The organism is Streptomyces sp. NPDC088762, assembly GCF_044750905.1.
In the GTDB taxonomy this organism is placed as follows: domain Bacteria; phylum Actinomycetota; class Actinomycetes; order Streptomycetales; family Streptomycetaceae; genus Streptomyces.
The window spans coordinates 691034-716592 of the sequence record NZ_JBIVKT010000001.1; the positions used below are offsets into that span (position 1 = coordinate 691034).

Annotated in this window: 20 protein-coding genes; 15 read left to right on the forward strand and 5 right to left on the reverse strand. The window is 71.9% G+C overall.

Annotated elements, in window-relative coordinates; translation table 11 throughout:
• Positions 1–105: 105 nt before the first annotated feature.
• Positions 106–1686: a protein kinase gene (locus ACIP5M_RS03165; protein WP_401191200.1), complete on the forward strand. Its 1581-nt coding sequence runs from the start codon at positions 106–108 to the stop codon at positions 1684–1686.
• A gap of 92 nt (positions 1687–1778) precedes the next feature.
• On the opposite strand, the gene ACIP5M_RS03170 is transcribed toward ACIP5M_RS03165, so the two are convergent.
• Positions 1779–2441: a response regulator gene (locus ACIP5M_RS03170; protein WP_401191202.1), complete on the reverse strand. Its 663-nt coding sequence runs from the start codon at positions 2439–2441 to the stop codon at positions 1779–1781.
• Between the two features lie 325 nt (positions 2442–2766).
• Between ACIP5M_RS03170 and pdhA the strand changes: the two genes are divergently transcribed.
• The 7 genes from pdhA (at position 2767) to ACIP5M_RS03205 (ending at position 11695) form a co-directional block, all read left to right on the forward strand.
• Complete coding sequence (gene pdhA, locus ACIP5M_RS03175) at positions 2767–3975, forward strand: pyruvate dehydrogenase (acetyl-transferring) E1 component subunit alpha (protein ID WP_401191203.1); 1209 nt, start codon at positions 2767–2769, stop codon at positions 3973–3975.
• Between the two features lie 5 nt (positions 3976–3980).
• Positions 3981–4961 carry an alpha-ketoacid dehydrogenase subunit beta gene (locus ACIP5M_RS03180; protein ID WP_401191205.1) on the forward strand — a complete coding sequence of 327 codons (981 nt, stop codon included), beginning with the start codon at positions 3981–3983 and terminating at the stop codon, positions 4959–4961.
• Positions 4962–4974: 13 nt separating this feature from the next.
• Complete coding sequence (locus ACIP5M_RS03185; protein ID WP_401191207.1) at positions 4975–6384, forward strand: dihydrolipoamide acetyltransferase family protein; 1410 nt, start codon at positions 4975–4977, stop codon at positions 6382–6384.
• A 164-nt stretch (positions 6385–6548) separates the two neighbouring features.
• Positions 6549–6959: a hypothetical protein gene (locus ACIP5M_RS03190; RefSeq protein ID WP_401191209.1), complete on the forward strand. Its 411-nt coding sequence runs from the start codon at positions 6549–6551 to the stop codon at positions 6957–6959.
• A 69-nt stretch (positions 6960–7028) separates the two neighbouring features.
• Entirely contained in the window at positions 7029–7961 is a 933-nt protein-coding gene (locus ACIP5M_RS03195; RefSeq protein ID WP_401191211.1) for a GNAT family N-acetyltransferase, read from the forward strand.
• A gap of 34 nt (positions 7962–7995) precedes the next feature.
• Positions 7996–8760: a hypothetical protein gene (locus ACIP5M_RS03200; RefSeq protein ID WP_401191213.1), complete on the forward strand. Its 765-nt coding sequence runs from the start codon at positions 7996–7998 to the stop codon at positions 8758–8760.
• A gap of 178 nt (positions 8761–8938) precedes the next feature.
• Positions 8939–11695: a PKD domain-containing protein gene (locus ACIP5M_RS03205; RefSeq protein ID WP_401191215.1), complete on the forward strand. Its 2757-nt coding sequence runs from the start codon at positions 8939–8941 to the stop codon at positions 11693–11695.
• 64 nt (positions 11696–11759) lie between these two features.
• On the opposite strand, the gene ACIP5M_RS03210 is transcribed toward ACIP5M_RS03205, so the two are convergent.
• Together ACIP5M_RS03210 and ACIP5M_RS03215 are read right to left on the reverse strand one after the other, a co-directional pair.
• On the reverse strand, positions 11760–12176 hold the full coding sequence (locus tag ACIP5M_RS03210; protein WP_401191217.1) for a PPOX class F420-dependent oxidoreductase: 417 nt from the start codon (positions 12174–12176) through the stop codon (positions 11760–11762).
• A 64-nt stretch (positions 12177–12240) separates the two neighbouring features.
• A complete protein-coding gene (locus tag ACIP5M_RS03215) occupies positions 12241–13455 on the reverse strand; it encodes a DUF1266 domain-containing protein (RefSeq protein ID WP_401191219.1) in 1215 nt (404 codons plus the stop codon).
• A 186-nt stretch (positions 13456–13641) separates the two neighbouring features.
• Between ACIP5M_RS03215 and ACIP5M_RS03220 the strand changes: the two genes are divergently transcribed.
• From ACIP5M_RS03220 to ACIP5M_RS03245, 6 genes are all read left to right on the forward strand, one after another.
• Positions 13642–14037, forward strand: coding sequence for a hypothetical protein (locus ACIP5M_RS03220; RefSeq protein ID WP_401191221.1), 396 nt, complete (start codon positions 13642–13644; stop codon positions 14035–14037).
• Positions 14037–14594, forward strand: a complete 558-nt coding sequence (locus tag ACIP5M_RS03225; RefSeq protein WP_401191223.1) for a hypothetical protein — start codon at positions 14037–14039, stop codon at positions 14592–14594. Before ACIP5M_RS03220 ends, ACIP5M_RS03225 begins: the two co-directional genes overlap by 1 nt.
• Entirely contained in the window at positions 14594–19258 is a 4665-nt protein-coding gene (locus tag ACIP5M_RS03230; RefSeq protein ID WP_401191225.1) for a putative T7SS-secreted protein, read from the forward strand. Before ACIP5M_RS03225 ends, ACIP5M_RS03230 begins: the two co-directional genes overlap by 1 nt.
• A gap of 2 nt (positions 19259–19260) precedes the next feature.
• A complete protein-coding gene (locus tag ACIP5M_RS03235; RefSeq protein ID WP_401191227.1) occupies positions 19261–19701 on the forward strand; it encodes a hypothetical protein in 441 nt (146 codons plus the stop codon).
• Between the two features lie 12 nt (positions 19702–19713).
• On the forward strand, positions 19714–19848 hold the full coding sequence (locus ACIP5M_RS03240; protein ID WP_401191229.1) for a hypothetical protein: 135 nt from the start codon (positions 19714–19716) through the stop codon (positions 19846–19848).
• A gap of 189 nt (positions 19849–20037) precedes the next feature.
• A complete protein-coding gene (locus ACIP5M_RS03245) occupies positions 20038–22773 on the forward strand; it encodes a PKD domain-containing protein (RefSeq protein ID WP_401191230.1) in 2736 nt (911 codons plus the stop codon).
• On the opposite strand, the gene ACIP5M_RS03250 is transcribed toward ACIP5M_RS03245, so the two are convergent.
• Both ACIP5M_RS03250 and ACIP5M_RS03255 read right to left on the reverse strand, forming a co-directional pair.
• Positions 22739–23017: a hypothetical protein gene (locus ACIP5M_RS03250; protein ID WP_401191232.1), complete on the reverse strand. Its 279-nt coding sequence runs from the start codon at positions 23015–23017 to the stop codon at positions 22739–22741. The genes ACIP5M_RS03245 and ACIP5M_RS03250 overlap by 35 nt on opposite strands.
• On the reverse strand, positions 23010–23546 hold the full coding sequence (locus ACIP5M_RS03255; protein ID WP_401191234.1) for a nucleotidyltransferase domain-containing protein: 537 nt from the start codon (positions 23544–23546) through the stop codon (positions 23010–23012). The genes ACIP5M_RS03250 and ACIP5M_RS03255 overlap by 8 nt, the downstream gene beginning before the upstream one ends.
• A 120-nt stretch (positions 23547–23666) precedes the next feature.
• Between ACIP5M_RS03255 and ACIP5M_RS03260 the strand changes: the two genes are divergently transcribed.
• Positions 23667–25559, forward strand: a complete 1893-nt coding sequence (locus ACIP5M_RS03260) for a C1 family peptidase (protein ID WP_401191236.1) — start codon at positions 23667–23669, stop codon at positions 25557–25559.

Genomic DNA, 25559 nt, shown 5'->3' on the forward strand with positions numbered 1-25559 from the left:
GAACGGTGACCGGTTCCGAGGCTGTAGCGTTCACCGGAGCACCAGAGACACGATGCAGAGGACCTACCGCTGAGCGGCGGCCAAGAGAGACGACGGCGAGGACTGATGGCACCCGAACCCGAGGCAGGCGGCGCCGGGATGGCCGAGGACCCTTCGCACTGGGGCGCCGGCGGCCTGGTGGGGGACGGCCGTTACCGGCTGACCCACCGGCTGGGCCGTGGCGGCATGGCGGAGGTCTTCGCCGCCGAGGACGTACGGCTGGGCCGCACCGTGGCCGTGAAGCTGCTGCGCGCGGACCTGGCCGAGGACCCGGTGTCCAAGGCGCGCTTCACGCGTGAGGCGCAGTCGGTCGCAGGGCTCAACCACCACGCGGTGGTGGCCGTCTACGACTCCGGCGAGGACAGGGTCGGCCCGACCACCGTCCCGTACATCGTGATGGAGCTCGTCGAGGGCCGCACCATCCGCGACCTGCTGCTCAGCGCCGAGGCCCCCGGCCCCGAGCAGGCGCTCATCATCACCTCGGGCGTGCTCGAGGCGCTCGCGTACTCGCACCAGCACGGCATCGTGCACCGCGACATCAAGCCCGCCAACGTCATCATCACGGACACCGGCGCGGTGAAGGTGATGGACTTCGGCATCGCCCGCGCCCTGCACGGCGCCCAGTCGACGATGACTCAGACCGGCATGGTCATGGGCACCCCGCAGTACCTGTCGCCCGAACAGGCCCTCGGCAAGGCCGTGGACCACCGCTCGGACCTCTACGCGACCGGCTGTCTGCTGTACGAACTCCTCGCGCTGCGGCCCCCGTTCACCGGTGAGACCCCACTGTCGGTGGTCTACCAGCACGTCCAGGACGCCCCGGTGCCGCCCTCGCAGCTGCCGGAGGGCCACCACATTCCGCAGGAGCTCGACGGCCTGGTCATGCGGTCGCTCGCCAAGGACCCGGACGACCGGTTCCAGAGCGCCGAGGAGATGCGCGGCCTCGTCCAGTACGCGCTCCAGATGCTGCACGACCAGGGACCGAACACCGGCACCTGGAACACCGGCCCGGTCACCATGGCCCTGCCGCACGGCCGGGGCGGCGCCGCCGCCACGACGGCCATGCCCCTGGGCGGGGCCGGCGGCCAGCAGCGCCCCGTCCACGCGTCGACCTCGCAGTTCCAGCAGGCGATGGTGCCGCCGCTGAACCCGGACGACGGCACGGCCTTCCCCGGAGGAGGCGGCCCGGGCGGGCACGGCGGCGGTTACGACGGCTACGAGGACCGCGGCGGCGGCCGCTGGCGGATGTGGCTGTTCGCGGTGCTCGCGATCGTCGCGGTCGCGGCGGGCGTGGCCTTCGCGGTCAGCAGCGTCGGCGGCAAGGGGAAGAAGCCCCAGGGGCCGACGACCTCCGTGTCCAGCTCCAGCGGCCAGCCGGGCACCACGGCCTCCCCCCAGCCCTCGACGTCCCAGTCGAGCGAGGAGGACAGCCCCACCTTCACGCCGCCGACGGCGAGCCGCAGCAGGTCGCAGAGCTCCAGCCCGCTGCCCTCCGCGTCGGAGTCGGAGTCGGCCACCGCGTCGGCCTCCGCCTCGGCCTCCGCGTCGAAGTCCAGCTCGCCGACGCCGACGAAGTCGGCCACGCAGACGGCGCAGCCGACCAAGACCACGGAGCCGGACGTAGGACGCGGCGCCGGCGAAGAGTGAGGGACGGAAAATCGAACGGGCCCGGCGGAATCAATTCCGCCGGGCCCGCTCCCGTATGCGACGGGAAATTCCGCAGTCCACCGGGGGGAGGCTCAGACGCGCTTCTCGGCCTGGAGGCGGGCCACGTAGGCGGCGGCCTGGGAGCGCCGCTCCATGCCCAGCTTGGCGAGCAGGCTGGAGACGTAGTTCTTGATGGTCTTCTCGGCCAGGTGCAGCCGCTCGCCGATCACGCGGTTCGTCAGGCCCTCGCCGATCAGGTCGAGGATCTTGCGCTCCTGGTCGGTGAGGTGGGACAGGCGGTCGTCGCCCTTGCCGTTCTTGCCGTCCCGCAGCCGCTCCAGCACCCGGGCGGTGGCCACCGGGTCCAGCAGCGACTTGCCCGCCGCCACGTCCCGTACGGCGCTCAGGAGCTCATTGCCGCGGATCGCCTTGAGCACGTAGCCGGAGGCGCCGGCCATGATCGCGTCGAACAGTGCCTCGTCGTCGGCGAACGAGGTCAGCATCAGGCATTTGATGTCCTCGTGCTGCGAGCGGACCTCGCGGCAGACCTCCACGCCGCTGCCGTCCGGCAGGCGCACGTCGAGGACGGCCACGTCCGGACGGGTGGCGGGAATCCGGACCAGGGCGTCCGCTGCGGTACCGGCCTCGCCGACGATCTCGATGTCCTCTTCGACCGACAACAGCTCGTGAACACCCCGACGTACCACTTCGTGGTCGTCCAGGAGGAATACCTTGATTTTTCCGTCTTCGCGCACGAAGTCAGTTTCACACACTCACCCCTTCCCTGCCGGAGTTACCCGGGATAACGTGCCGGTGTTCCGGCCCCCTGCAAGGCTGTGACCAGTGGTTGTTCCCGCTTCCCCGGATTTACTTGGATATCCAAGCAAAATCCCAGGTCAAACGGGGTTTCGCAGTAATGCGGCGTACTGGGTAACGTGCATTGCGCAGGGCACTCGCCGGGGCACCTGTCACGCCTGGATCCGTACACAGCGCGCACCCACCCCGTGCGCGGGTACAGAGCCAGGTGAGCCGCACTGGACCCCGGAGAACCCGGGTGCCGGACCGACGGAGGAGCACCAAGTGACCGTGGAGAGCACTGCCGCGCGCAAGCCGCGACGCAGCAGCGGCACCAAGCGGGCGGCAGGCGCGGCGAGCGCCGCCAAGCCCGCCGCTGCCACCGCGCAGACGCAGGACGCTGAACCTCAGCTCGTACAGCTGCTGACGCCCGAAGGGGTTCGCGTCGACGACGCGGAGCACCCGGAGAACGCCGAGTTCGCCCCCTTCGTCGCCGACATCACCACCGAGGACCTGCGCGGGCTGTACCGCGACATGGTGCTCACCCGCCGCTTCGACGGTGAGGCGACCTCGCTCCAGCGTCAGGGCGAACTGGGCCTGTGGGCCTCGCTCCTCGGCCAGGAGGCGGCGCAGATCGGCTCCGGCCGGGCGCTGAACGACGACGACTACGTCTTCCCGACCTACCGTGAACACGGTGTGGCCTGGTGCCGCGGCGTCGACCCGACCAACCTCCTCGGCATGTTCCGCGGTGTGAACCACGGCGGCTGGGACCCGAACACCAACAACTTCCACCTGTACACGATCGTCATCGGCTCGCAGACGCTCCACGCGACCGGCTATGCGATGGGTGTGGCCAAGGACGGCGCCGACTCCGCGGTCATCGCCTACTTCGGCGACGGCGCGTCCAGCCAGGGCGACGTGGCCGAGGCGTTCACCTTCTCGGCCGTCTACAACTCCCCCGTGGTGTTCTTCTGCCAGAACAACCAGTGGGCGATCTCCGAGCCGACCGAGCGCCAGATGCGCGTGCCGCTCTACCAGCGCGCGCAGGGCTTCGGCTTCCCGGGCGTCCGCGTCGACGGCAACGACGTCCTGGCCTGCCTGGCCGTGACCCGCTGGGCCCTGGACCGGGCGCGCCGCGGCGAGGGCCCGACCCTGGTCGAGGCGTTCACGTACCGGATGGGCGCGCACACCACCTCGGACGACCCGACGAAGTACCGGCGGGACGAGGAGACGGCGGCCTGGGAGGCGAAGGACCCGATCCTGCGCCTGAAGACCCACCTGCTCGCCACCGGAGGGGCCGACGAGGCCTTCTTCGACGGGCTGGAGGCGGAGAGCGAGGCGCTGGGCAAGCGGGTGCGCGAGGCCGTGCGCGCCATGCCCGACCCCGACACCATGGCGATCTTCGAGAACGTCTACGCGGACGGGCACGCGCTCGTCGACGAGGAGCGCGCGCAGTTCGCGGCCTACCTCGCGTCCTTCGAGGGTGGGGAGTGACCACCATGGCCATCGAGAAGATGTCGATCGCGAAGGCGCTCAACGAGTCGCTGCGCAAGGCCCTGGAGACGGACCCCAAGGTCCTGATCATGGGCGAGGACGTGGGCAAGCTGGGCGGTGTCTTCCGGATCACCGACGGCCTGCAGAAGGACTTCGGCGAGGAGCGTGTCATCGACACCCCGCTCGCCGAGTCGGGCATCGTCGGCACGGCGATCGGTCTGGCGCTGCGCGGCTACCGGCCGGTCGTGGAGATCCAGTTCGACGGGTTCGTCTTCCCGGCGTACGACCAGATCGTCACGCAGCTCGCGAAGATGCACGCGCGCGCCCTCGGCAAGATCAAGATGCCGGTCGTGGTGCGCATCCCGTACGCGGGCGGCATCGGCGCGGTCGAGCACCACAGCGAGTCCCCGGAGGCGCTCTTCGCGCACGTCGCGGGCCTCAAGGTGGTCTCCCCGTCGAACGCGAGCGACGCGTACTGGATGCTCCAGCAGGCCATCCTCAGCGACGACCCGGTGATCTTCTTCGAGCCGAAGCGGCGCTACTGGGACAAGGGCGAGGTCGATGTCGAGGCCATCCCCTACGAGCTGCACAAGGCGCGCGTGGCGCGCGAGGGCTCGGACCTCACCCTGGCGGCGTACGGCCCGATGGTGAAGGTGTGCCTGGAGGCGGCGGCCGCGGCGGCCGAGGAGGGCAAGTCGGTGGAGGTCGTCGACCTGCGCTCGATGTCCCCGGTCGACTTCGACGGGATCCAGGCGTCGGTGGAGAAGACCCGCCGGCTCGTCGTCGTCCACGAGGCGCCGGTGTTCCTGGGCGTGGGCTCGGAGATCGCCGCTCGCATCACGGAGCGGTGCTTCTACCACCTGGAGGCCCCGGTGCTGCGCGTGGGCGGTTTCCACGCCCCGTACCCGCCGGCCCGCCTGGAGGACGAATACCTGCCGGGCCTGGACAGGGTGCTCGACGCCGTCGACCGCTCGTTGGCGTACTGAGGAGAGCCCTGCGATGACGATCCGCGAATTCAAGATGCCCGATGTGGGCGAGGGCCTCACCGAGGCCGAGATCCTCAAGTGGTACGTCCAGCCGGGTGACACCGTCACCGACGGGCAGGTCGTCTGCGAGGTCGAGACCGCGAAGGCCGCCGTCGAGCTGCCGATCCCCTTCGACGGGGTCGTGCACGCGCTCCTCTTCGAGGAGGGCACCACGGTCGACGTCGGCCAGGTGATCATCTCCGTCCGGACGGAGGCCGGCGCCGAGGCCCCGGTGCAGGAGGCCGCTCCGGCCGCCGCCCCCGCGGCGGAGGAGGAGCCGGCCGCCGCGGCCCGCCAGCCCGTTCTGGTCGGCTACGGGGTCTCCACCGCCTCCACCAAGCGCCGCCCGCGCAAGGCGGCGGCCGCGCCGGCGCAGAACGGCAGCGCCCCGGCGGCCGCGGCGGCTCCGGCTGCGGCTCCGGCGGCTCCCGCTCCGGCCGCCGTCCCGGCGCAGCCGGCCGGCGAGCGGCCCCTGGCCAAGCCGCCGGTGCGCAAGCTGGCCAAGGACCTCGGGATCGACCTCGCCGCGGTGGTGCCCACTGGCGACGGCGGAGTCGTGACCCGCGAGGACGTCCACGCGGCCGCCGCGGCGGCCGTCGCCCCGCAGGCGGAGGCTCCCGCGCCCGTGGCGGCCCCCGCCGCTGCGGCCGCCCCGGCTCCGGCCGTCCAGGCCGGGGACTCGGCGCGGGAGACCCGTATCCCGGTCAAGGGCGTCCGCAAGGTCACCGCCCAGGCGATGGTGGGCTCCGCCTTCACCGCACCGCACGTCACCGAGTTCATCACCCTCGACGTGACCCGGACGATGAAGCTGGTCCAGGAGCTCAAGGCCGATCCGGACCTGGCGGGCCTGCGCATCAACCCGCTGCTCCTCATCGCCAAGGCCGTCCTGGTGGCGATCCGCCGCAACCCGGAGGTCAACGCCTCCTGGGACGAGGCGGCCCAGGAGATCGTGCTCAAGCACTACGTCAACCTGGGCATCGCGGCGGCCACCCCCCGCGGCCTGATCGTCCCGAACATCAAGGACGCCCACGCCAAGACGCTCGGCGAGCTGTCGACGGCCCTGTCGGACCTGGTCGCCACGGCCCGAGACGGCAAGACCTCCCCGGCCGACATGCAGAACGGCACCCTCACCATCACCAACGTCGGCGTCTTCGGCGTCGACACCGGTACGCCCATCCTGAACCCCGGCGAGTCCGCGATCCTCGCGGTCGGCGCGATCAAGCTCCAGCCGTGGGTCCACAAGGGCAAGGTGAAGCCGCGCCAGGTCACCACCCTGGCCCTGTCCTTCGACCACCGCCTCATCGACGGCGAGCTCGGCTCCCGTTTCCTGGCCGACATCGCGGCGGTCCTGGAACACCCCCGCCGCCTCGTCACCTGGTCGTAGCGGTACGGACGACAGTCCCCGATGGCCGGTCTCCCCCGAGGAGACCGGCCATCGGCCTTCGGGGGGTTACGGCGGGCCGGCCCTGACCCGACTCGTAGTCGTTCCACAGGTGCAGGACCAGGGTGCCCCACGGAGGGTCCCACGCCGTAAGACATGCTGGGACCATGACAGCACGGCAGGCGGACGTGGTGGTCGACTGGACCACGGGTGACACCACGCTCCGCTGGAGCGGTCCCGCCGGAGCCGTGGAGCAGCGGTACGAGAAGCCGCCGCAGTCCGTCCTGGCGTGGAGGCAGGACGGCGAGACGCTGGTGCTGGTGGTGGAAGCGCTGGACCCCACGCCCTTCACCCCTACCGATAACGCGGTGGTCTACCGGGCCGACGGCTCGGAGCGCTTTCGGCTGCGCCCGCCGCACGACCTGGTGGGGGACCGGAACGGCGTTCACGGCTTCCACGACGCGTTCCCCCAGGACGGACGACCGCTCCTGATCATGGTCACGCGCAGCGCGGGCGATTTCCACGGCCGCATCGACCTGGAGACCGGCGAGATCGTGGACACCAACACCTGGCGCTGAGCCCCCTCCGGCGAGGGGGCAGGGAAAAGGCCTGGTCGGCGGAATCGGGGGCGTGTGATCATCGGGCCGATGAGATTTCGCGCTGCCACCGCAGACCCCGCCGGTCTGGACCGTGCCCTTGCCTACCCGGCCGACGGGCCCCTTCCCGCCATGACCAACGGCACGATCCGTGACGAGCTCGCCGGGAACCGGATGCGGCCCGAGTGGATCTGGTACGCCGAGGGCGAGGACGGGGAGGTCCTCGCGCGTGCCCTGTGGTGGGGCCGCGCCGACAGCGAGCGGCCCATCGCGCTGGACTGCCTCCAGGTGCGCTCCACCGTGGCCGACCCGGCCGCGGCTGCCGCCGGGCTCCTCGCCGCCGGGCACGCCGCCTTCGGCGCGCTCCCGCTGTACAACCTGTCCCTGCCCCGCGGCTGGCGGGCCGACGCGGAACTCGCCGCGGCCGTCGGCTGGCGCCGGAAGGCGGCCTACAAGACCGGGCTGACCCGGGAGATCGAGCGCCTGCGCTACGAGTGGACCCCGGCGGCCGGGATCCCGGAGCCCACCGGGCGCCTCGTCTTCCGGGAGGGCACGGACGAGGAGTTCCTCGACGCCTTCGTCCGGCTGTCCCACGGCAGTCTCGACCTGACCACCGTGGACGAACTGCGCACCATGGACGCCGAGCAACTGGCCCGCGAGGACATCGCGTTCTACGCCGACTGCCCCGGCGAGCGCTCCTGGTGGCGTCTGGCCCACCTGCCCGACGGCTCCCTCGCGGGCATGACCATCCCCTCCGCGACCCCGTACCACCGCAACGTCGGCTACCTCGGCGTCGTACCGGAACAGCGCGGCAAGGGCCTGATCGACGAGGTCCTGGGCGAGATCACCCGCTTCCAGGCGGCCGCGGGCGCCGACCGCATCACCGCGACCACCGACACCGTCAACGTCCCGATGGCGGCCGCTTTCGACCGTGCCGGTTACCAGGTGACGGAGATCCGCCTCGTCCTGGAGCCCGGGCGGTAGCCTCCCGATCGGGGCCTGGGAGAAGGGGGCGCGGGTGTCCATCGCCGAATTGCAGGTGTACTCCGTCGAGGAGGCCGGTCCCACGGGCGGCGTGTGCGTGGTGCGGTGCATCGGCGGAGTGGCGCGCGCCGGGCAGGTCTACGCGGCCGGGGAGCTGCGGCTCTGGCTGCGCCGCATCGAGCGCCACGGGCGCGGGGTCGATTCCTTCGACGCCGGGCACTCGGCGAAGGTCCACCTCACGGGCGCCGTGGTCGCCCTGCTCACCCGCGGCCAGGTGCTGACCTCCGTACCGCCCGACGCGCACTCCCTGGAGGCGCTGGAGGACTGGCTGGCCACCGATCCGCCGCTGGTGGACGAGCCGTATCCGCGGACCCTGCGCGTCCTGGCGGTCGGCCGGATGCAGGACGACGGGCTGCCGGACGGGATCCGCCTGCGCTGGGGCCGGGTGGCGGTGGCCGCGACCCACCGCTGCGCGGCGGCGGAGGGCACCGACGAGCTGGCCTGGTGGTCCGAACTGGCCCACGTGCGCGCCTACATGATCCGCACCCTCGGCCCGGAGCGCGGCGGCGACCCGGCCGTCCTGTGCCGGGAGGTGCTGGACCTGTTCGACCTGACCCCGGCCGCGGCCGCGGCGGAGGCCCGCACCTGGCGCGACCTGCCGCCGCCCCGGATCCTGTACCTGCGCCGCATCAAGAACCTGGTCGCCCACCTCACCTCCGTACGCCCCTGCCTCCGGGACACCGACCCCGTGGCGGCGGAGGTCGACGCCTGGTCGGCGGTGCGCCCGCACCTGCCGTAGGTCATCGTCCAAAGGACGTGACATCGGCTTTCGGCCATTGGATGATGATCGCTGTACTCATGGGTTTCGTGTGCGCCCGGCTGTCGCTGGGGGACAGGACGTTTGCCGGTCGTGCGGCGCCACACCCGTGATGCGTCCAGGCTTCTTCACCGCTTCTCCGTCGAAGGAAACCCTTCTGGTGCGTCCCACTCGCGCGACGGTCCTGCTGACCGCAGGTCTCGTCACCCTCCTCGGCGTTCCCGGCGCTTCCGCCGCCGAGACGCCGGCCTCCCTCTACGTCAGCAACCTGCCCGACGCCCACTGTTCCGACGCCGGATCCGGCACGCAGATCGCCCCGTTCTGCACGATCTCGGCGGCGGCCAAGGTCGTGCGGCCGGGCCAGACCGTGCGGATCAAGCCGGGCAAGACGTACGACGAGGCCGTCACCATCGACCGCTCCGGGGAGCCGGGCAGGCCGATCGCGTTCGTCGCCGAACCGGGGACCGGGCTCGGCGAGTCCTTGGTGCAGCTGAACTACGGCAGGCTGCTGACCGTCAACGGCGCCTCGCACGTGGTGCTGCGCGGGCTGTTCGCCCAGGGCGGTGTCCAGATCAGCCGTTCCGTCGATGTCGAGCTCGACCGGTCCCGCGTCATGAGGGGCAGGCTCGACTCGGTCCTGGTGACCGACGGCAGCGCCGACGTGCGCATCACCCGCAGCCGCCTGACGGGCGCCCGGATCGAGGGCGGATCCCAGCGCACCGTACTGGGCCGCAACATGATCGGCGGAGGCGCCCGGCCCGCCGTGGCCGCGGTGGACGCGCCCGGCACCGTCATCACCAACAACTCCCTCTATGGCGGCTGCGGGGGGTCCCTCTCGCTCGGCGGAGGCTCGACCGGCTCGGCGCTGTTCAACAACCTGCTCCACTCCGAGTACAACGGCACGTGTGCCGACGGGAGCAACGGCATCGCGGTGTCGGCGAGCGCGGTGTCCGGCACCCGCGCCGACTACAACCTGACCACCGACCTGCCCACGCACCCCGTGACGCCGTACCGGTGGTCGGGCACCGCCTACAAGGACCCGGCGGCGTTCGCTGCCGCCACCGGCCAGGGCGCGCACGACATCCTGACCCCGTCCGCGGAGAACGTCGGCACCATGGACGGCTCGCCCACCATCGACTCCGGTGACCCGACCGCGCCCGGTGTCCTGCCCAGCGACCTCGAGGGGGACCCGACGGCGGACGACCCGCGGGTTCCCAACACGGGCCGCGACGGCGGGTACGTCGACCGCGGCGCGCAGGAGAGCCAGGACGGCCTGAGCCAGGTCTGGATGAACCTCGACCAGACCCACGCGCCGGTCGGCACCACGGTGCAGGTGCAGGCCGTTTCGGACAGCCGCTGGCCCACGGCGATGAGCTACCGGGTCGACTTCGGCGACGGTACGGCCCCCGTCGTCACCCGGCAGGGCAACGCCGCACACGGGCTCGCCGAGCACGTCTACACCTCGCCGTGCGACTGCGTGGTCAAGGTGACGGCGGTCAACGGCGCGGGCCAGGAGGTCTCCACCGAGCAGCCGGCCAAGGTGACGGCGGCCGGCCCGCTGACCGCGGACTTCACCTCCAAGCCCGTCCTGCCGACCGCGGACGACCCGATCGGGCACATCGCTCCGCTGACGGTGCACATCGGTGCCCTGGACGCCACCGCGGCGCCGTGGCCCGTGGAGAGCATGGAGGTGGACTTCGGCGACGGCACCTCCGACGCCCGCGATCACCTGCTCAACCTCCAGCACACCTACAGCACGCCGGGCGAGTACCAGGTGAAGCTCTCCCTCCGGGACTCCAAGGGCGCGCGGTCCTCGGTGACCAAGACCGTGCGGGCCGACTACGCGCCCTCCGGTTACGTCGCCACCGAGCCGTTCCGTCTGCTGGACAGCCGCACCACCGGCCGCCCCCTGCGCAGCGGCGCCGCCAACCCCGTCGCCCTGCCGGTCGGCAACTGGCTGCCGGGCCACGCCTTCTCGGGCGGTATGGCCGCCGCCGTCCTCAACGTGACCGTCACCGGAGCCACCGAGGACACCCACCTCACGGTGTGGCCGTCCGGGCAGCCGCGCCCGACGACCTCGAACGTCAACGTCCGCGCGGGCGGCACCTCGTCGAACACGGTGACCGTGCCCGTCGGCGCCGACCGGCAGATGGCGGTGCAGCTGAACGCCGGCCAGGCCGAGCTCATCGTGGACTTCGTGGGCTACTACCAGCCCGGCATCGGGCAGCGCTTCAGCCCGATCACCCCGACCCGCCTCGCCGACACCCGTGCGGCGGGCGGCGCGGTGGCCGGCGGCCAGACCCGTACGGTGAAGGTCGCCGGGGTGGGCGGCATCCCCGCCGACGCCACCGCGGTCGCGCTGAACCTGACCAGCACCGGCACGACGGCCAACACGCACGTGATCGCCTACCCGGACCCGGCGAAGCGGCCGACCACGTCGAACCTGAACCCGGAGCCCGGCAAGGACAAGTCCAACCAGGCGATCGTCCCGGTCGGCCCGAACGGCACCGTCACCCTCTACAACAACGCCGGTTCCATCCACCTGGTCCTCGACGCGGTGGGGTACTACGGCAAGGACGGCAAGGCCCTCTTCACGCCCGCCGTCCCGAAGCGCCTCGCCGACACCCGCACCACCGGCAAGCTCGCGCCCGGCGCGACCACCACGGTCGCGGGCCTCCCGGCGGGCGCCCTCGGCGCGGTCCTGAACGTGACGGCGACGGAGACCACCGCACCCGGTTTCCTCACCGTCTACGGCACCACGCGTACGGACGCCAGCAGCCTCAACACGCTGCCGGGCCTGACCGTCCCCAACCATGTGACGACCCCGGTCGCGTCGGGCCGGGTCAACGTCTTCAACAGCTGGGGCGGCAGCAACCACGTGATCACCGACCTGCTCGGCTACTTCACCCAGGGCTAGTCGCAGCCGGTGGGACCACGGAGCCCCCGGCCCCCGCACTCCGCGGGGGCCGGGGGCTCTCGCGCTACCCCTTCGCGACGGCGTTGCCGAGGATCCTGGTCGGTGTGATGCGGACGACCACGCGGACCTGCTCGGGCGGGGCCTCGGCGTACTCCTTGCCGGCGCCCGGGCCCAGGTACTCCTCGGCGATGCGGACGGCCACCGCCCGCCCGGCGTCCTCGGCGACGGTGGCGGTGCCGCGGATCTCGGCGTACAGGAAGGGGTTGGCCAGGTCGAAGACGGTCAGGCCGACCCGCCCGTCGCGGACTATGTTGCGTTCCTTGCGGCGGCCCTGCTCGGTGGAGACCAGCAGGTCGGTGCCCTCGCGCGTCACCCAGACGACCGAACTCTGCGGACTTCCGTCGGGGTTGAGGGTGGACAGGACGGCGGGGTGCGGTGCGTCGAGCAGTCCCCGTACGGTGTCGTTCAGCTCAACAGTCATGTTGCGCAGGCTAGTTGGCGCACGGGGAAGCCGTCCGGAATGTGCGCGGCCCGCACCTTCTTCGTCACGTCGTCGCCCACGGGATGTTCCGCCACGGGCTGGCCGGGTCGGTCGTCAGCGTGAGGTGGGTGGCGAGCGAGGTGTCGTACCACTCGGCGAACTCCTCCTCGTCGAAGTGCAGGCAGCGCCCGAGCAGGTACCCGGCGGAGAAGTCCTCCCACGAACGGTACGTACGGCGCGCGGCCTCGCTCGCGCGCAGGACGGCGCGCTCGGCGTCCTCCAGGGTCCCGTACCGGGTGCCGACCCCCCACCGGGCCATCTGGGAGGCCCGCCCGATGTCCCAGGCCTCGACCGAGCGGACCCAGCCCTCCGCCGCGAGCAGCCCGTCGGCCCGGAAGCGTTGCTCGTAGCGGGCGATCCGGCCGATGAGCCGCTGCACGCCGGCGATCTCCCCCTCGACCTCGGCGGTGGGGCGCGGCTGCGCCAGCGTGACCCCGTCGGGGGTGAGCTGCGGCTCGGCGGACCGCTCGGCGCTGCGGCGCAGGGTGGTCTCGGCGGCGTGCCGCCAGTGCTCCACGTCCACCGGACCGGCGAAGTCGGAGGCGAGGACCCGGCGCACGCGCAGGGCGAACTCCCAGACGGGACTGACGATCTCGGCGTTCAGCATGCTCTGGAGGACGTCGAGCCAGCCGGCGGTGTCCGTGATGCCCCAGGACGCGCGGATGCGGTCGCGTTCGCGGGTGTAGCCGCTGCCGTGGTAGGCGAGGGCGTTCCAGAACTCGCCGTTGCTGACGGCGAGGTGCGCCCCGACGGCGAGCCCGTGGGCCACCGGGCCGTGCAGCGGTCCGCCGGTGTGCAGGGCGTGTACGGCGCCGGGGGCCAGGCCCCAGGTGGCGGCCCTGTCCCAGTGCGCGCGCCAGCGGGCCCGGTCGGCGGGGGTGGTGGTCAGGTAGGCCTCGGCGGGGCTGCCCGGGTTCACGGCGAGGAAGGCGGGGTCCCGGTGGTCCCAGGCGTTCGCGAACCAGGCGAGGCTCTGGCGGTGGAAGACGGTCTCGGGGGTGGGCGCCGGAAGCATCCCGCGGGTGTAGACGGCGAGGCTCCTGCCGTCCGGGGCCGGGTGGAACCGCGCGTGCTGCGGCTCGGCGTCGACCTGGGCGCGCGGCTGGGGCATGAACAGCTCGGCGCGCGCGAGGGCGTCGAGGAACCCGGCCCAGTCGCCGCGTGCCTTGGTCTCGTACAACTCCCGCTCGATGGCGCTCGGCGCAGTCCAGCCATGCATGCCGAGCAGCCTAACGGGGCCGCTCCGGCCGCTGTACGGGCCGGCTCCCCGTGCGGGGGCCGAGGGTGCGGGCGCCGGGGCGCTGCGGGATCCGGCGGAGGCCTCGGGTACCAGGCTGTCGCTTGCCTTAGTAACGTATGCGAATCGGGGGCGGCCGATGGCTCCCGGGAAACGGGGGCACAGCACATGGGACTGATCGAGGAAATCGTTGCCATGCGCGGCGGTTCCGGGCATTCGGGTCGTTTGCTTGGTGAATTCCGCCGCACGGCACTGCTCGTACCGCTGTCCGAGGGCGAGGGCAGCGGGCTGATGTCGGGGTGGCAGGGCGGAGTCCGCTGGATCTACGCCTTCACCGACGAGGCGGCCCTGGCGCGTTTCGCGCAGCAGCGCGGCGCCGCCCACCGCGAGTGGGAGTACCTCGCGATCCTCGGGGCCCGCCTCGTCGACGAGGTGATTCCCACGATCGACGGCCCGACCGGCGTCGCCGTGGACGTGGCGGACGAGGACGGCTCGATGCTGTTCCCGCCGGTCGTGGGCATCGTCCCGGACGCGGTCGCCGTCGACACCGGGGACGCTGCCTGATGGCGGGCAACGGGGACCTCGAGGTTTCGCCGACAGCGGTCAAGAACATCCAGGACGGCCTGCGCAAGGCCATCGCCGAGCTCCGCGAGACCGGGGACGCGGGCGGCGCATCGATGGGGTCGGGTTTCGAGGACCTGTCCATGACCGGGATGGAGGCCGGGCACATGGGCCTGGCCAAGGACTTCGAGGACTTCTGCGAGCGCTGGGAGTGGGGCGTGCGCAGCCTCATCCAGAACGCCAGTGCCCTGGCCGGGAACCTGGGCATCGCGGCCGGCACGGTGTGGGAGGAGGACCAGTACATCGAGGGCGCCTTCAAGGTCGCCGCGAACGCCGCGTACGGCAATCCGCACGCGAGCGAGGACGACATCGAGAAGAAGAGCTGGGACGACATCTGGCGGGCGGACGTCTACAAGCCGGACTACAGCGCGGAGTCGTTCGAGAAGAGCCGGCAGGACATCAAGCAGACCTGGTCGGACACGGGCGACAAGCTGACCTCCACGGGGAAGATCGGCTCGCTGAAGGACCTGCTGGACCAGGCGAAGGGGGACGGTAACTGATGGGCTGGCGGGATTTCGTTCCGGATGTCGTCGAGGACGTCGTCGAGGACGGTGCCGAGAAGCTGGGCGATGCGATCGAGTGGACCGGTGACAAGGTCGCCGATGTCGCGGAGGACGTCGGCCTCGACGAGGCGGGCGACTGGATCCGGGACAAGAGCCGCTCGGCCGCCAATCAACTGGGCGCGGACGTTGCGGAACTGGAGCTGGGCCAGACCGAGGACCCGAAGAAGCTCGTCTACGGAAGCGTTTCCAAGATCCGCGCGCAGGTCTCGCACCTGAACGACTTCAAGTCGTCCTTCGAGCAGGTGGGCAACGGCCTCAAGGGCCTGGAGGGCGACGGCCTGAAGGGCAAGTCGGCGGACGCCTACCGGGACGCCATAGCGAAGGAGCCGCCGCGCTGGTTCAAGGCGGCGGAGGCCTTCGGCAAGGCCGCCGACGCGATGGGCCGTTTCGCGGAGACCGTGGAGTGGGCGCAGGGCCAGGCCAAGGAGGCCCTGGAGGAGTACAACAAGGCCAAGAAGGCCTCTCAGGACGCGCGCGACGCCTACAACAAGTCGATCGACGCCTACAAGGACGCGGTCGAGGCGAAGAAGGACACGCTGCCGCCCCGTCCGTCCGAGCACTTCACCGACCCGGGCGTCCCGCTGGCCAAGGCCGCCCAGGACAAGCTCGACACGGCCCGCAAGCAGCGCAACGAGGTCGCGGAGAGCGCCGCCACGGCGGTCCGCGCCGCCCGCGACGCGGCCCCGCCGAAGCCCTCGTACGCCGAGCAGCTCAAGGACGGCCTGGACTACCTGGAGATCGCGAAGACACATCTCGCGGGCGGCGTCGTCAAGGGCACGGCGGGTCTGGTCAACTTCGTCCGCTCGGTCAACCCGATGGACCCCTACAACCTGACCCACCCCGCCGAGTACCTGACGAGCCTGAACTCCACGGTCGCGGGCCTGGCGGTGGCGGCCAACGACCCCATGGGCGCGGGCAAGCAGATGCTCGACGAGTTCATGAAGGACCCCTCCGAGGGCATCGGCAAGATGCTTCCCGAGCTGGTCGGCAGCAAGGGTCTCGGCGCCCTGAAGAAGGGCGCCACGATCGCGAAGCACGCCGACGACCTCAAGGGCCCCGGCCGCACCCACGTGGACAAGGACGGCCCGGAGACCTCCTCCCGCGACTCGTCGAAGGACAAGGTGTGCGCGGAAGACCCGGTGGACGTCGCGACGGGCCGCATGATCCTCACCCAGACCGACCTCGCCCTGCCCGGCAGCCTCCCGCTGCTCTTCGAGCGCACCTTCGAGTCTTCGTACCGTGCGGGCCGTTGGTTCGGGCCGGCCTGGGCCAGCACCATCGACCAGCGGCTGGAGATCGACGCGGAGGGCATCGTCTTCGTGCGGGAGGACACCAGCGTCCTCTCCTACCCGCACCCGGCGCCCGGCGTTCCCGTCCACCCGTCGCACGGACACCGCTGGCCGCTGTCCCGCGACGCCGACGGCCGCGGCTACCGGATCACCGATCCGCACAGCGGCCGTGTCTGGCACTTCGCCGCCCACAGCGATGAGCTGGCGCTTCTGGTGCAGATCGACGACCGCAACGGCAACCACGTCGCCTTCGTCCACGACGCTGAGGGCACCCCCCGCGAGGTGCTCCACAGCGGGGGCTACCACCTGAAGCTGACCGTTTCCGAGGGGAGGGTGACCGGCCTCGCCCTGGCAGACGGGACCGGAATCCTCCACTACGGTTACACCGACGGCCACCTGTCCGAGATCACCAACTCCTCCGGCCGCCCCTTCCGGTTCGGATACGACGACCTCGGCCGGATCATCTCCTGGACCGACACCAACGGCCGCCACTTCGACTACACCTACGACGACCGGCACCGCTGCATCGCCCAGTCCGGCACCAACGGCCACCTCAACGCCCGGTTCGAGTACACCGACACGGTCACCACCGTGGTCAACGCCCTCGGACACCGACGCCAGTACCAGGTCAACGACCGGGCCCAGATCGTCGCCGAGATCGACGCCACGGGATCGGCGACCCGCTTCACCTACGACCGGTTCAACCGGATCACTTCGCGTACGGATCCGCTCGGCCGTACCAGCCGCATGGCCTATGACGAGGACGGCCGACTGGTCTCCCTGATCCGGCCGGACGGCCGTGAGGCCACCGCCCGCTATGACGGTCCCGGCGGCCCGATCCGCCTCACCCGCCACGACGGCACCACGGTTCACCGGACCTACGACGAACGCGGCAACATCACCTCCGCCACGGACATCGCCCGCAGCACCACCACCTTCACCTACGACGAGCGCGGCAACCTGGCATCGCTGACCGACGCGCTGGGGCGCACCACCGCCATCCGCTGCGACCGCGCCGGCCTGCCGCTGGAGATCACCGACCCGATGGGTGCCGTGACCCGCTACCAGCGCGACGCCTTCGGCCGCCCGGTCGCGGTCACGGACCCGCTCGGCAACACCGCCCGCCTGGCCTGGAGCACCGAAGGCCGCCTGCTGCACCGGACCGAACCGGACGGCACCGAACAGTCCTGGGAGTACGACGGCGAGGGCAACTGCGTCCGCCACACCGACGCCTGCGGCGGGGTCACGTCCTACGAATACGGCGACTTCGACCTCCTCGTGGCACGCACCGGCCCTGACGGCGTGCGCCACACCTTCGAGCACGACGCCGACCTCCAGCTCACGCGGGTCACCAATCCGCAGGGCATGCAGTGGTCGTACACCTACGACCCGGCGGGCCGGTTGATCGCCGAGACCGACTTCGACGGCCGGACCGTGGAATACGCCTACGACGCTGCGGGCGGGCTGCTGAGCCGGAAGAACGCCCTCGGCCAGACGCTCTACCACCGCAACGAACTCGGGCAGGCGGTCCGCAGGGAGTGCGAAGGGGAGATCACGACCCTGGAGTACGACCTCTTCGGGAAGCTCGCCCACGCGGCGGGGCCGCACGGCACGCTGACCCGCTTGCGCGACAGTGCCGGCCGCCTGCGCTCGGAGACGGTGGACGGGCGCACGCTCACGTACACGTATGACGAGCTGGGCCGCCGCACCGGGCGCAGGACACCGGCGGGAGCGGTGAGCGGCTGGACCTTCGACGAAGCCGGCCACTGCCGCGAGATGACCACCGCCGGCCGCACGATCACGTTCGAGTACGACTCGGCCGGCCGCGAGCTGGTCCGGCGGATCGGCGACCACCTCAGCCTCTCCAGCACCTGGGACGAGCGGGGCCGGCTGGCGGGCCGAGCCGTCACCGGCCACGACGGGCGGGTGATCCAGCGCCGCGGCTACGCCTACCGCCCGGACGGCGCCCTCGTGGAGATCGACGACCTGCACGCCGGCCTGCGGCGGTTCGAGCTGGACCCGGCCGGACGCGTGACCGCCGTACGGGCCGAGGAGTGGACCGAGGTCTACGCGTACGACGAGGCGGGCAACCAGAGTTCGGCCTCGTGGCCGCAGGTGCACCCGGGCGGAGAGTCGGCCACCGGGCCGCGCGCCTACGAGGGAACGCGGCTGACCCGGGCGGGCCGGGTCCGCTACGAGTACGACGCACTGGGACGCGTGGTACTGCGACAGCAGGCCCGGATCTCGCGCAAGCCCGACACCTGGCGCTACGAGTGGGACGCCCGGGACCGGCTGGTCGCCGTTCGGACGCCGGACGGCACCCACTGGCGCTACCGGTACGACGAAGTGGGCCGGCGCACCGCCAAGCAGCGGCTCACGGCAGCCGGCGAGGTGGCCGAGGAGGTGCTGTTCACCTGGGACGGCTCGACCCTGTGCGAGCAGACCACGCGCACGGCCGGCTCGGACCGGGAAGTGACCCTCACGTGGGACCACCGGGGTCTGCACCCGCTGGCGCAGACCGAGCGCATCCGCACCGCCGCACAGGGCGAGGTGGACCAGCGGTTCTTCGCGATCGTCACGGACCTGATCGGCACCCCGACGGAGCTGGTCGACGAGCGGGGCACCGTGGCCTGGCGCACCCGGTCGACCCTCTGGGGCAGCACCACCTGGAACCGGGACGCGACGGCCTACACGCCCCTGCGGTTCCCGGGCCAGTACTTCGATCCGGAATCGGGCCTGCACTACAACGTCTTCCGCCACTACGACCCGCTGACGGCGCGCTACCTGAGCCCCGACCCGCTGGGCTTGGCCCCCGCGCCGAACCCGTCGACGTACGTCGTCAACCCGCACACCTGGGCCGACCCGCTGGGCCTGGCCCCGGACGGCTGCCCGCCCAAGGGCGAGAAGAGCAACCCCTTCAAGACCCGGGAGGAAGCCCGTGACGCCGCGCACAAGCTGGCCGGGGTGGACCCCGACGTGGACGACCTGTGGGCCACCTGGAAGGTCACCGATGACATCAGCCTCAAGCACGTCGAGGGCTACACCTACTCCGACAACCCCTCTCACCTGGGTACCTTCTGGCAGTACGAGCTGAAGGACGGCGGGGGCTCCCGCGTGGTGGTGGAGCACACCCACGACCCGGCGGGCCCGCACTTCCACGCGGGCATGCCCAAGGCGATGGGTGAGCGGCCCGACGGCGGCCAGTTCGTCAACTTCGGCTGGGACAACAGCAATTACAAAGAGATGGAACGCTACGCCAAGATCAACAAAGAGGGCGGCGACCATCACCTGTTCTACGAGAATGGTGGCTGAGCATGACCGGGGAACAGAGTGCGGGCGCGCCGGCGCCGCAGCTTGCGAAGGCCGGGCTGGAGGCGGTGGCCGGGCATGCCGGCGAGGAGGTGCCCTCGTACGCGCGGGCCTTCAAGGCCGTCGTCAACGTCGAGGTGAAGCCGGTGGCCACGGTGCCGCGCACCGCTCCGGGAGCGTTGCAGGAAGCCGACCGGCTGTGGCGCGAGCACGCCCGGGCCGCCGGTGTCATCGACGGCGAGGGCTGCTTCCTGGTCCGGGGAGCCGATCGGGACTGGGTCCGTGTGCGCGGCACGGCGCACACCGCGCTCTCCGCCGCCCTCGTGCCCGGTGCCGGCTCCATGGTCATCGCGATGTCGCCGGACGGCCGGCGGCTGTGCGCGCTGACCGAGGAGGACGACGACTACTGGATCGTCGTGCACCACTTCGAGGACGGTCCCGTGTGACCGGACCGGTGGGTGACGGCACCCGGCCCGGCCGACGGCCTGATCTACGAGGTGACGGAGATCCGCCTCGTCCTGCTCCTCCGCGACACCGACCCCCTGGCGCGGGAGGTCGATGCCTGGTCGGCGGTGCGACCGCGGCTGCCGTAAGCCCGGTCGCCCCATGGGGGGGTGACATCCGCCTTGCGGACAAGCGATGATGACGGCCGTGCGCGGGGGGTCGCGTGCGCCGATCGTTGCTGGGGAACAGGACGCCTGCCGACAGGACGTCCACCAGTCGTGCGGCGCCGCGCCGTCCTTCGTGACTCCACGTCTCTCTTCACGAAGGAAACCCTTCCGGTGCGTTCCATTCGCGCGACGGTCCTGCTGACCGCAGGTCTCGTCACCCTTCTCGGCCTTCCGGCCGGCGCCGCGGCTGCCGAGACCCCGGCCTTGCTGTACGTCGGCAACGGCGACGGCTCCCATTGTTCCGACACCGGATCCGGTACGCAGGCCGTTCCGTTCTGCACGATCTCGGCCGCGGTGAAGGTCGTGCGGCCGGGCCAGACCGTACGGATCGACCCGCTGGGCACTTTCAACGAGGCCGTCACCATCGACCGCTCAGGCGAGCCCGGCAAGCCGATCACGTTCACGGGGACCCCGTCGGGTCTCGGTGTGTTGGGTGCCCGTCTGACAGTGAGCGGCGCCTCCCACGTGGTGCTCCGCGGTCTCCAGCTCCGAAACGGTCTGCAGATCACCCGCTCCTCCGAGGTCGAGGTGGACCGGTCCCACCTCCAGCCGGACGGCTCCACGGGTCTCGCGGTCGGCGACGGCAGCAAGGGCGTACGCGTCACCCGCAGCACGATCGACATCGCGCGGATCGAGGGCGGCTCGCAGGGCACCCTGCTCGGCCGCAACGAGATCCACGGCACCGGGGACGAGGCAGCCCTCAAGGTGTCGGACGCTCCCGGCACCGTCGTCACCAACAACACACTGTATGGCGGCTGCGCCCCGCGCATCTGGGTCCGCGGCGCCGTCCCCGGCTCGGCGCTCTTCAACAACGTGCTCCACTCCTACTCCACCGGCCCTTGCCCGGCGGGGCAGATGGAATCCCTCGCGGTGTCGCAGACCTCGGCGCCGGGCACCCGCGCCGACTACAACCTGACCACCCACGACCACACGGGCAAGGTCCCGGCCTACCGGTGGGCGGGCACCTCGTACTCGACCACGGAGGCCTTCCGGACCGCGACCGGCCAGGGCGCGCACGACATCCTGACCCCGGCGGGCACGGACGTCGACTCGTGGGACACGTCCCCGACCATCGACTCCGGCGACGCCACGGCTCCGGGTGTGCTGCCCACCGACTACTACGGGAAGCCGACCGCCGACGACCCGCGCGTGCCCAACACCGGCAAGGACGGCGCGTACATCGACCGCGGTGCCCGTGAGACCCAGGACCTCCTCAAGGGCGTCGAGCTGAAGGTCGAGCCGTCCTGGGCGCCGGTCGGCACCAAGGTGAAGGCGACGGCCGTCGCGGACAACCGGTGGCCCGGCGGGCTCACCTTCCACTACGACTTCGGTGACGGTACGCCCCCGGTGGTCACCAAGGAGTTCAGCGCCGAGCACGCCTACGGCTCGCCGTGCACGTGGTGCCAGGTCAAGGTGACGGCGGTCGCCAGCGACGGGGTGGAGCGGACAGCCACGAACGGGGTGAACGTGACCCCGGCCGTCCCCCTGACCGCGGCCTTCACCGCGACGCCGCTCCTGCCGACCTCGACCGACCCGCTCAGCCACGTCCTCCCGCTGAGCGTCCTCGTCGACACGGAGGCCTCGGCGACACCGTGGCCGGTGCAGCGCATGGACGTGGACTTCGGTGACGGCCAACAGGAGCACGGCGACAGCCGCAGCAACCCAAGCCACGCCTACAGCGTGCCCGGTACGTACACCGTGACGGTCACCCTCCAGGACTCCACGGGCGCCACGTCCACGGCCGCCCACAGTGTGCGGGTCGACTACGCCCCCTCCGGCTACGTGCCCGGCACTCCGTTCCGCGTGCTGGACACCCGCTCGCGGAACGTTCCTGTCTGGGGCGGCTCCCCCGTCGAAGTACCCCTGCCGGCCGGCCTCACCGTGCCGGGCCACGTCCTCTCGGGCAGCATGGCCGTGGCCGTCCTCAACGTCACCGTCACCGACGCGAGCCAGGACACGCACCTCAGCGTCTGGCCCGCCGGCCAGGCGCGGCCGGCGACCTCGAACGTCAACGTCCACGCGGGCGGCACCGCCTCCAACACGGTGACCGTCCCGGTCGGGGCGCGCAGCACGGTGCTGGCCCAGCTCAACGCCGGCAAGGCCTCCCTCATCGTCGACTTCGTCGGCTACTACCAGCCCAACACCGGGCAGGGCTTCACCCCGGTCGCCCCGACCCGCCTCACCGACACCCGCCGTGCGGGCGGCGCGCTGGGTGCCGGTCAGACCCGTACCGTCAAGGTGGCCGGCGTGAACGGTGTCCCCGCCGACGCCTCCGCCGTCGCGTTGAACCTGACCAGCACCAACACCACGACGCCCACGCACGTGATCGCCTACCCGGACCCGGACGAGCGCCCCGCGACCTCGAACCTCAACCCGGAGCCCGGTCAGGACAAGTCCAACCAGGCGATCGTCCCGGTCGGTCCGAACGGCACCATCACCCTCTACAACAACGGCGGCTCGACCGATCTGGTTCTGGACGCGGTCGGCTACTACGCCAAGGACGGCAAGGCCCTCTTCACGCCGGTCGTCCCCACCCGCCTGGCCGACACCCGCAGCACCGGCAAGCTCGGCCCCGGCGCCACCACCACCGTCGCCGGCGTCCCCGCGGCCGCCCTCGGCGCCGTCGTCAACGTCACCGCCACCGAGACCACCGCCCCCGGCTTCCTCACCGTCTACGGCTACGGCGGCACCCTCCCCGGGGCCAGCAGCCTCAACACCCGCCCCGGCGCCAATGTCCCCAACCACGTCACCACCCCCGCCTTCGGCGGCCGCATCAACATCACCAACAGCTACGGCGGCAGCAACCACGTGGTCACCGACCTGCTCGGCTACTTCGCCCCGCGTTAGCCGCACCGGCGGCACCACACACCGGAGCCCCGGCCCCGCGGACGTACCGCGGGGCCAGGGCTCCCGGCTGTCCGCCCTGGCGGAGCGAGGAGTCGTACCACTCGCCGAACTCCTCCTCGTCGAAGTGCAGGCAGCGCCCGAGGAGGTTGCGGGGCAGCAAGCGGGCGGACGGGCCGGTCATCAGGGTCACCGACACCGCCTGGGCGGCCTTCGCGGCGGCCCGCTGACCGAGGCCGTCAGGCACGGCCCGCCGGCCCCGCCCGTTCCCTGAGCGCCGCCTCCAGGAGGGCCACGTCCTCGGCGTCCTTCGGGCGGCGGGGGCGGTCCGGTACCCACACCGGCATCATCCGCTTGATCTCGATCTGCGCCGCCGGGGAGACCACCGGGCACTCCAGCGCGCCCAGGCGGCCGAGAACGACCGGCTCCAGCATTCCGTCGGGCCACGGAGTCCCCGCCCACGGGCCGCCCGCCACCACGACCCGGCCCGCCGGATCGCGGGAGACCAGCGCGAAGCTCAGCTCCTCGCCGTCGCGTACGAGGTCCAGCTGCTGGTCGTCCGCCCGCTGGACCTCGTAGCCGCGTGCCGCCAAGAGCTCCGCGAGTCGCTCCGCGTCCCGGGACCACGCGAACCAGTCCACGTCCTCGTGGTCCCGCGTCGGCGCGCCGCCGAGCCAGAAGTCCATGGCCCAGCCGCCCCGCAGCCAGACCTCCACCCCCAGGCCGAGCACCTCCCCGATCGCCGCCAACTGCCGTGCCGTGCGCGCCTGGTCCATCCCCGTACCGTACGAGCCCCCCGTGCGCCCGCGCGACCGCGCGGCGCCCCTTGACGGCCACCGGCGGCGGGGGGACGCTCCCGGGGTTCGGAGCCGAACGGATGCAGCTGGGGGGCCGGCATGCCGGAGGAGTCTGTCCAGACGGCGGGGGAGCTACGGGCGCAGCTCGTGGCGCGGGGGGCGCGGTGGTCGGTCATCGAGCACCTGGCCGACGAGGAGCCCGTGCCGCGGCCCTCGCTGGGCCTGGAGCCCGGGGCGAACCTGACGCCCGCCGAGGCGGTGCGGGACGTGGACCTGCGGGCGCTCATCGGGCGGGAGAGCGCCAATCCGCACCTGACCCGGCGCAGGGCCGCGCACGGCCTGCTGCCGGGGTCGCAGGCCACCCGCGCCCCCCGCCCCGCCTCCGTCGACTGGCGCAGCCGCTGGGGCCGGCCCTGGATCACCAAGGTCAAGGACCAGAATCCGTGCGGTTCCTGCTGGGCCTTCGGCGCGGCCGGGCTGGTGGAGTCCATGGCCCGCATAGAGCACGGTGTGTGGGCGAAAAGGTCAGAGGGGGACGTCCACGACGGGCTCCGCTTCAGCTGCGGGCAGGGCTCGAACCCGGAGACCGCGCTCGACTGGATCAAGGACAACGGCGGCCTCGCCGACCCGGACTGCTGGCCGTACAGCACCCCGCCCGCCGGTCTGCCCGCCGCCCGCCGCGACGCCTGGCGCGCCGAGTACACGCCCAGCTGGGACCGCTCGGGCCGGACCGTCCGGATCACCGACTACGTCCGGCTCGGCGACGTGGAGCAGCAGAAGGTCTGGCTGGACACGGTCGGCCCGCTCACCGCCTGCTTCGACGTCTACGACGACTTCTTCGGCCTGGGCTCGGGGGTCTACCACCGCACCAGCGACCACCTCGCCGGCGGGCACTGCGTGCTGATCGTCGGATACGACGACGCGGCCGGCTGCTGGCTGTTCAAGAACTCCTGGGGTACCGGCTACCACGCCGGCGGCTACGGCCGGATCGCCTACGGCGAGGTCAACATCGACTACTGGGCCAAGTGCGGTCTGCGCGGCACCAACATCGACCCGTGGAGCAAGCGCCGCCTGCACACCGGCGCCGTCTACGAGAGCGGCAACGGCCGCGCCCACCGCAACTTCGAGCTGCTCGCGACCGCCGGCGCCGGCCGCCTCCAGCACTGGTGGCGCGAGGGCGACGCCCCCTTCGCCTGGGCCCGCGCGGGCACCTTCGCCCACGACGCCTCCGGCCAGCCCGCCTTCACCGGCACCACCTACAACCGGAACATGGAGTCCCTGCACGTGACCACGGGAGGCCGGCTGCGCCACTGGTACTACGAGCAGTCCGCCGGGGTCTGGCGCGACGGCGGCGCCTTCGGCCCGGGTGACGCGGCCGTCGGCTCGACCCCCGCGTTCATCCAGAGCGACTACGGCAAGCCGGGCAACTTCGAGGTGGTGGTCCGGACCGCCGACGGCCGCCTGAACCACTGGTGGCGGATCAACGGCGCCCCCTGGACCTGGAACGACGGCGGCCGCTTCGCCTCCGGCATCGCCCACTACGGCCCCGCCCTCGTCCAGACCCGCGGCCGCCGGCTCGACCTGGTCGCCGCCCGCGGCGACGGCCGGATGCAGCTGTGGTGGCGCGACGACGCGAACGGCTTCGCCTGGCGCCCCGGGGAGGTCTTCGGCAGCGGTACGGGGGCCGTTTCCGCGCCCTGCCTGATCGAGGGGCAGTACGGGGCCGTGGACGAGGACACCGCAGGGAACTACGAGCTGTGCGTGGCCGTCGCCGGCGGGCGCGTCGAGCACTGGTGGCGCGGCAACGCGGCCGGCGCGGCCTGGAGCCGCAGCGCGGTCTTCGGGCACGACGTCCTGGCCGTCACCGGGATGCTCCAGGGCAGCTTCGGGTTCAACCTGGAAGTCGTCGTCCTGCGCACGGACCGCCTGCTCCAGCACTACTGGCGGGACGGCGCGGGCTGGCACGAGGGTGCGGTGATCGGCCCCGCCTGA